General features: G+C 46.1%; 6 protein-coding genes. All 6 read left to right on the top strand.

Features of this window, described 5'->3' with window-relative positions:
• A partial coding sequence (gene mobP1, locus CBG25_RS13220) for a MobP1 family relaxase (protein WP_290607184.1) occupies positions 1-835 on the top strand: 835 nt, incomplete at its 5' end.
• 45 nt (positions 836-880) lie between these two features.
• Positions 881-1,837 carry an Rpn family recombination-promoting nuclease/putative transposase gene (locus tag CBG25_RS13215; protein WP_290607182.1) on the top strand — a complete coding sequence of 319 codons (957 nt, stop codon included), beginning with the start codon at positions 881-883 and terminating at the stop codon, positions 1,835-1,837.
• Positions 1,838-1,840: 3 nt separating this feature from the next.
• On the top strand, positions 1,841-2,353 hold the full coding sequence (locus CBG25_RS13210) for a DNA-3-methyladenine glycosylase (RefSeq protein ID WP_290607180.1): 513 nt from the start codon (positions 1,841-1,843) through the stop codon (positions 2,351-2,353).
• A 527-nt stretch (positions 2,354-2,880) separates the two neighbouring features.
• Positions 2,881-3,234 carry a hypothetical protein gene (locus CBG25_RS13205; RefSeq protein ID WP_290606352.1) on the top strand — a complete coding sequence of 118 codons (354 nt, stop codon included), beginning with the start codon at positions 2,881-2,883 and terminating at the stop codon, positions 3,232-3,234.
• Positions 3,231-3,584 (top strand): IS66 family insertion sequence element accessory protein TnpB, encoded by a 354-nt coding sequence (gene tnpB / locus CBG25_RS13200; RefSeq protein ID WP_290604955.1) that lies wholly within the window; start codon positions 3,231-3,233, stop codon positions 3,582-3,584. The genes CBG25_RS13205 and tnpB overlap by 4 nt, the downstream gene beginning before the upstream one ends.
• Positions 3,585-3,625: 41 nt before the next feature.
• Positions 3,626-4,220: IS66 family transposase zinc-finger binding domain-containing protein (locus CBG25_RS13195; protein WP_290606354.1), on the top strand; the 595-nt coding region annotated here is incomplete at its 3' end.

Genomic DNA, 4,220 nt, shown 5'->3' with positions numbered 1-4,220 from the left:
TGAAGATAAAAAGCAGTACACCCATGACCGCTCACCTAATCTGGTGCATAACATGGTATTTTCATCACCGAAGATAGCCGAGGTGCCAGAGAAAGATATTTTTAAAGCGGTAGAGGAGACACTAAAGAAAAAATATCCTGAAAATCGCTTTTTGATGGCATACCATACCGATAAAGAACATCACCCGCATGTTCATGCATTGTTACGCATTCCTGATAATGGTGGTAAGCGGATCAACATTCGTAAAAAAGACTTACGCGAGTTACGCGAAAAATTTGCAGGGAACTTACAAAAAATGGGATACAAGGTCAAATGTACCCATAAATATGAGTTCGGGAAGAAAGAACAGCTTAAACGTGAACCGGAGCGTCTACGCAATCTGTTTGAAGTAGTTGAGTTCGGTCGGACCAATTACCTGTTTGACCCCAAAAACAAGCAGCAAAACTATATCACTCTGCGCACCCTGAAAAACAAAACAGAGATGACGAGATGGGGCAGCAACATTGCTGATGAAATCAAACGTGAAGGGGTAAAAGTCGGCAGTGTGATAAAAATGCGCAAGGAGGGTGAAACAACAGTAAAAGTACCGTTGACAGATGGGCAGGGCAATAAGCAGGGATGGTCAGATCACAAGCGCAATAACTGGCGCATCGAAAATCAGGGTGCAATGGGAATAAAACCCGCGCCGTTTGATAAATTGAAACCATTGGATACCTCAGAGCAGTTGTTGAAGCAACAGCGCGGTTTTTCGCTGTTTAAACAAAATCAGGAAGCGACAGTTAAACTTCAGCAGCAACAAAAACTGGGTATTCGCGGCGGGATATTCAAGTTTTAATGTGAGAGGATGGCGAGGCTTATCCTTCAAGGGTATACTGCATTGATGAAAAAGATACTTTCCCACCACGACAGCCTGTTTAAAAAATTCCTTGGTGATATCACCATAGCAAGGGATTTCCTACAAATTCATTTACCGGAAAAACTTCGTCAATTGTGTGATTTTAGTACGCTGGCGATGGAATCCGGCAGCTTTATTGAACCAGATCTGCGTAGCCAGTGCTCGGATATGCTCTATTCGGTGCAGACGACAACGGGAGTGGGATATATCTATACTCTCATCGAGCACCAGAGCCGACCGGAAAAGATGATGGCGTTCAGGCTGTTAAGATATGCGGTTGCCGCCATGCAACGGCATCTTGAGCAGGGCAACGACACCTTGCCGGTGGTGATACCATTGCTGTTTTATCAAGGGAAAACCTCGCCGTATCCTTACAGTACCCATTGGTTTGACTGTTTTTCTGACTCGGAACTGGCAAAGTCTGTTTATACGCAGGCGTTCCCGCTGGTTGATGTTACGGCTATCCCGGACGAGGAGATTGTCACGCATCGGCACGTTGCCCTGATGGAACTGGTGATGAAGCATATCCGCACCCGCGATATGCTAGAGTTAAGTCAGGAGATAGCGTCCTTGCTCAATCAGTGGGTATTGCAGCCTGAGCTATTTCGAGGATTAATATGTTATATTGTAGAACGAGGAAATACTTCTGATGCAAAGCAATTTTTGCATCAGATTGCGGAGAAAGCAACTGATTATCGGGAGGTGGTGATGACCATTGCAGAGCAGCTACGGCAAGAGGGCGAGCAACAAGGTATAGAAAAAGGTATCTTGAAAGGACGTGAAGAAGGCATTCATCTAGGCGAACAGCGGGGCATAGAAAAAGGTAGGCAAGAATCTGCCAGAACCATAGCGCGCCAGCTTCTGGCCAACGGCGTTGATCGGGCGATTGTCAAAATGTCTACTGGGCTGTCTGATGCTGAGATTAATGCACTGATGGATTAATCGATGTCGAGTAATACTATTTTACCTCGATCATTTTATGAGCGTGATACGCTTTGTGTAGCAAAGGATTTGCTGGGAAAAGTTTTAAAGTTTGCTGATTATTATGGTGTTATCAACGAAGTTGAAGCCTATGTAGGGCAGGATGATCCGGCCTGTCATGCCGCGAGAGGCTGTACGCCACGAACAGCCGTCATGTTTGGTGCTGCCGGTTTTTCCTATGTTTATCTTATCTACGGTATGTATCATTGCCTGAATATTGTGACCGAGCGTGAAGGATTTCCGGCGGCGGTTTTAATTCGGGGAATCGATTTATACAACCCCACAGTTATTACTTTGGATGGTCCGGGTAAACTCTGTAAAAAATTAAATATTACGAAAAATAATAACCAGATTGATTTAACGCAATCGCATGATTTTTGTGTTTATGATACCACGGACATACCAGAATATATGGCGACGCCAAGAATTGGAATAAAAATTGGTACTGACAAATTATGGCGTTTTAAGTCAATGTAAACACTGTTAAGTGTTACCATCAATATGCACCCACATCCATTAAGATATCCTTGCCGCTTTTCCGTTCAATCGCTATAATTGAGATATTAACCCCCAATGGTTAATCGGGAGTCGAAACCCGTGTATCTTACTGGCGACAGATGACGCGCCATGCGTCTTTTTTTATGTCGCGAAACGCCTAAGCATACCTGTAAAACAATGGTGGCTCAGGCGGGGCATCCGTAAGGGTGGCCGGTATCAGTAAGGCCGGTTTTCGACCCCCGTCTGGGCTACCACCCATGAGAGTCGAAAATCTGTGGTAGCGAAAACCAGCCACTTACTGAGGTTGCTATCATGGCTACTACCCCCCTTAGAACTCGCCCTAAAAATCTGCATCCCATCATTTTCTGTAAGCGTGTTTGTCGTGCAAGACCAGCGATACTCGCTAAATTTGCGCGTATTTCGTAAGCGTCGTTAAATCCGCACATTTTTTTACTTCTCCTAATTTGTCATCATGTTCATCTCTAAAAATTGAGGAGAAATATTAGATGGGAGTTTACCGTACAGATGATGAATGGCGAGCCATCATTGAAGCTCAGAAATGTTCTGGATTAAATCCAACTCAGTATTGTCGTCAGAATACGATTACCCGCAGCGCATTCTGCAATGCAAAAAAGCGGCTTTATCCTGTGAAAGAACAGCCCACGCATTTTATTCACGCCATGGCGCCAAATGCGCTTATGACCTCCAGGGATGAAAAGTTGACGACTAAAATCTCCACGATAGAGAAGGCACAAACGCATTTGATTATCACCCTGGAGCTGTCTCACTGTACGTTACGGCTGACAACCGGAATTTCTCCGTGTTGGCTGGCAACCTTCATTCGCGAGATGGCACCATGAAGATGTTTGTCGAAGTGCCAGCCATTTACCTCTATTCAGGTCATGTTGACTTTCGTAAGAGTATCAACGGCCTGTTGCTGATTATCGAGCAGGATATGGCACATTCCCCTTTCGATGAGGCCCTGTTCGTCTTCTGCAACCGACATCGTGACAAGGTAAAAGCCCTTTACTGGGATAAAACCGGTTTCTGTCTCTGGTACAAACGCCTGGAGCAAGATTTTTTCCGTTGGCCTGCTGCCAGTCAAAAAACCTTACAATTGACCGAAGAACAGTGGTACTGGTTGCTCGCTGGTGTCGACCTGGCTAAAATGCGCCTGCACCAACCACTCAACTGCAGGATAGCCAGTTAAATTTTGCGGAGGATTTTGCCGCGGCATGGTAAAGTCACGTCATGAATATCTCGATAGATAACTTACCCAACGATATCAATTTGCTAAAACAGATTATCGTTGATTTTCAGCGCGAAAATCTTCATTGGCAGGAAAAATACCAAATTCTGCTGGAAGAGTTAAATCTTTGCCGCCGAAAACGCTTTGGGCGCAGCGCCGAGCCGCTTTCCCCGCAGGGTGAGGTTTTTAACGAAGCTGAAGTTGAGGCGGATCGACCCGACGCGGCGCCCAGCGATGACGAAGCCTGTGAAACCCAATTATCTGACGACAATGATAGTATTACGGACGATGCCGTCCCGGATGCAACTGTTCCTTCGTCTGCGAAAAAACGCCGCCCACGACTGCCACCCCATCTGCCGCGCAGGGAAATTATTGTTCACCTACCGTCCGGGGAGCAGGCGTGTGATTGCTGCCATCAGCCGATGCACGTGATGGGTGGAGAAGTGCGTGAAGAGCTTGAGTTTATACCTGCTCACGTGCAAGTTACCCGTTATATCCGTGAAAAATACGGCTGTCGATACTGTGAGCAACATGGCACAGAAGGTAGTGTAAAGGTAGCCCCTCCGCCGCCGGCGCTTATCCCTAAGAGTTACGCCA

This window comes from Arsenophonus sp. ENCA, assembly GCF_002287155.1.
GTDB classification, from domain to species: domain Bacteria; phylum Pseudomonadota; class Gammaproteobacteria; order Enterobacterales; family Enterobacteriaceae; genus Arsenophonus; species Arsenophonus nilaparvatae.
Note: the sequence above shows the minus strand (reverse complement) of the source record. Positions and strands in the feature narration are given on the sequence as shown.

Excerpts from the sequence above, each read along its gene's own strand:
- CBG25_RS13210 (WP_290607180.1), top strand. The coding sequence starts at position 1,841 with ATGTCGAGTAATACTATTTTACCTCGATCATTTTATGAGCGTGATACG.
- CBG25_RS13215 (WP_290607182.1), top strand. The coding sequence starts at position 881 with ATGAAAAAGATACTTTCCCACCACGACAGCCTGTTTAAAAAATTCCTT.
- tnpB (WP_290604955.1), top strand. The coding sequence starts at position 3,231 with ATGAAGATGTTTGTCGAAGTGCCAGCCATTTACCTCTATTCAGGTCAT.
- CBG25_RS13205 (WP_290606352.1), top strand. The coding sequence starts at position 2,881 with ATGGGAGTTTACCGTACAGATGATGAATGGCGAGCCATCATTGAAGCT.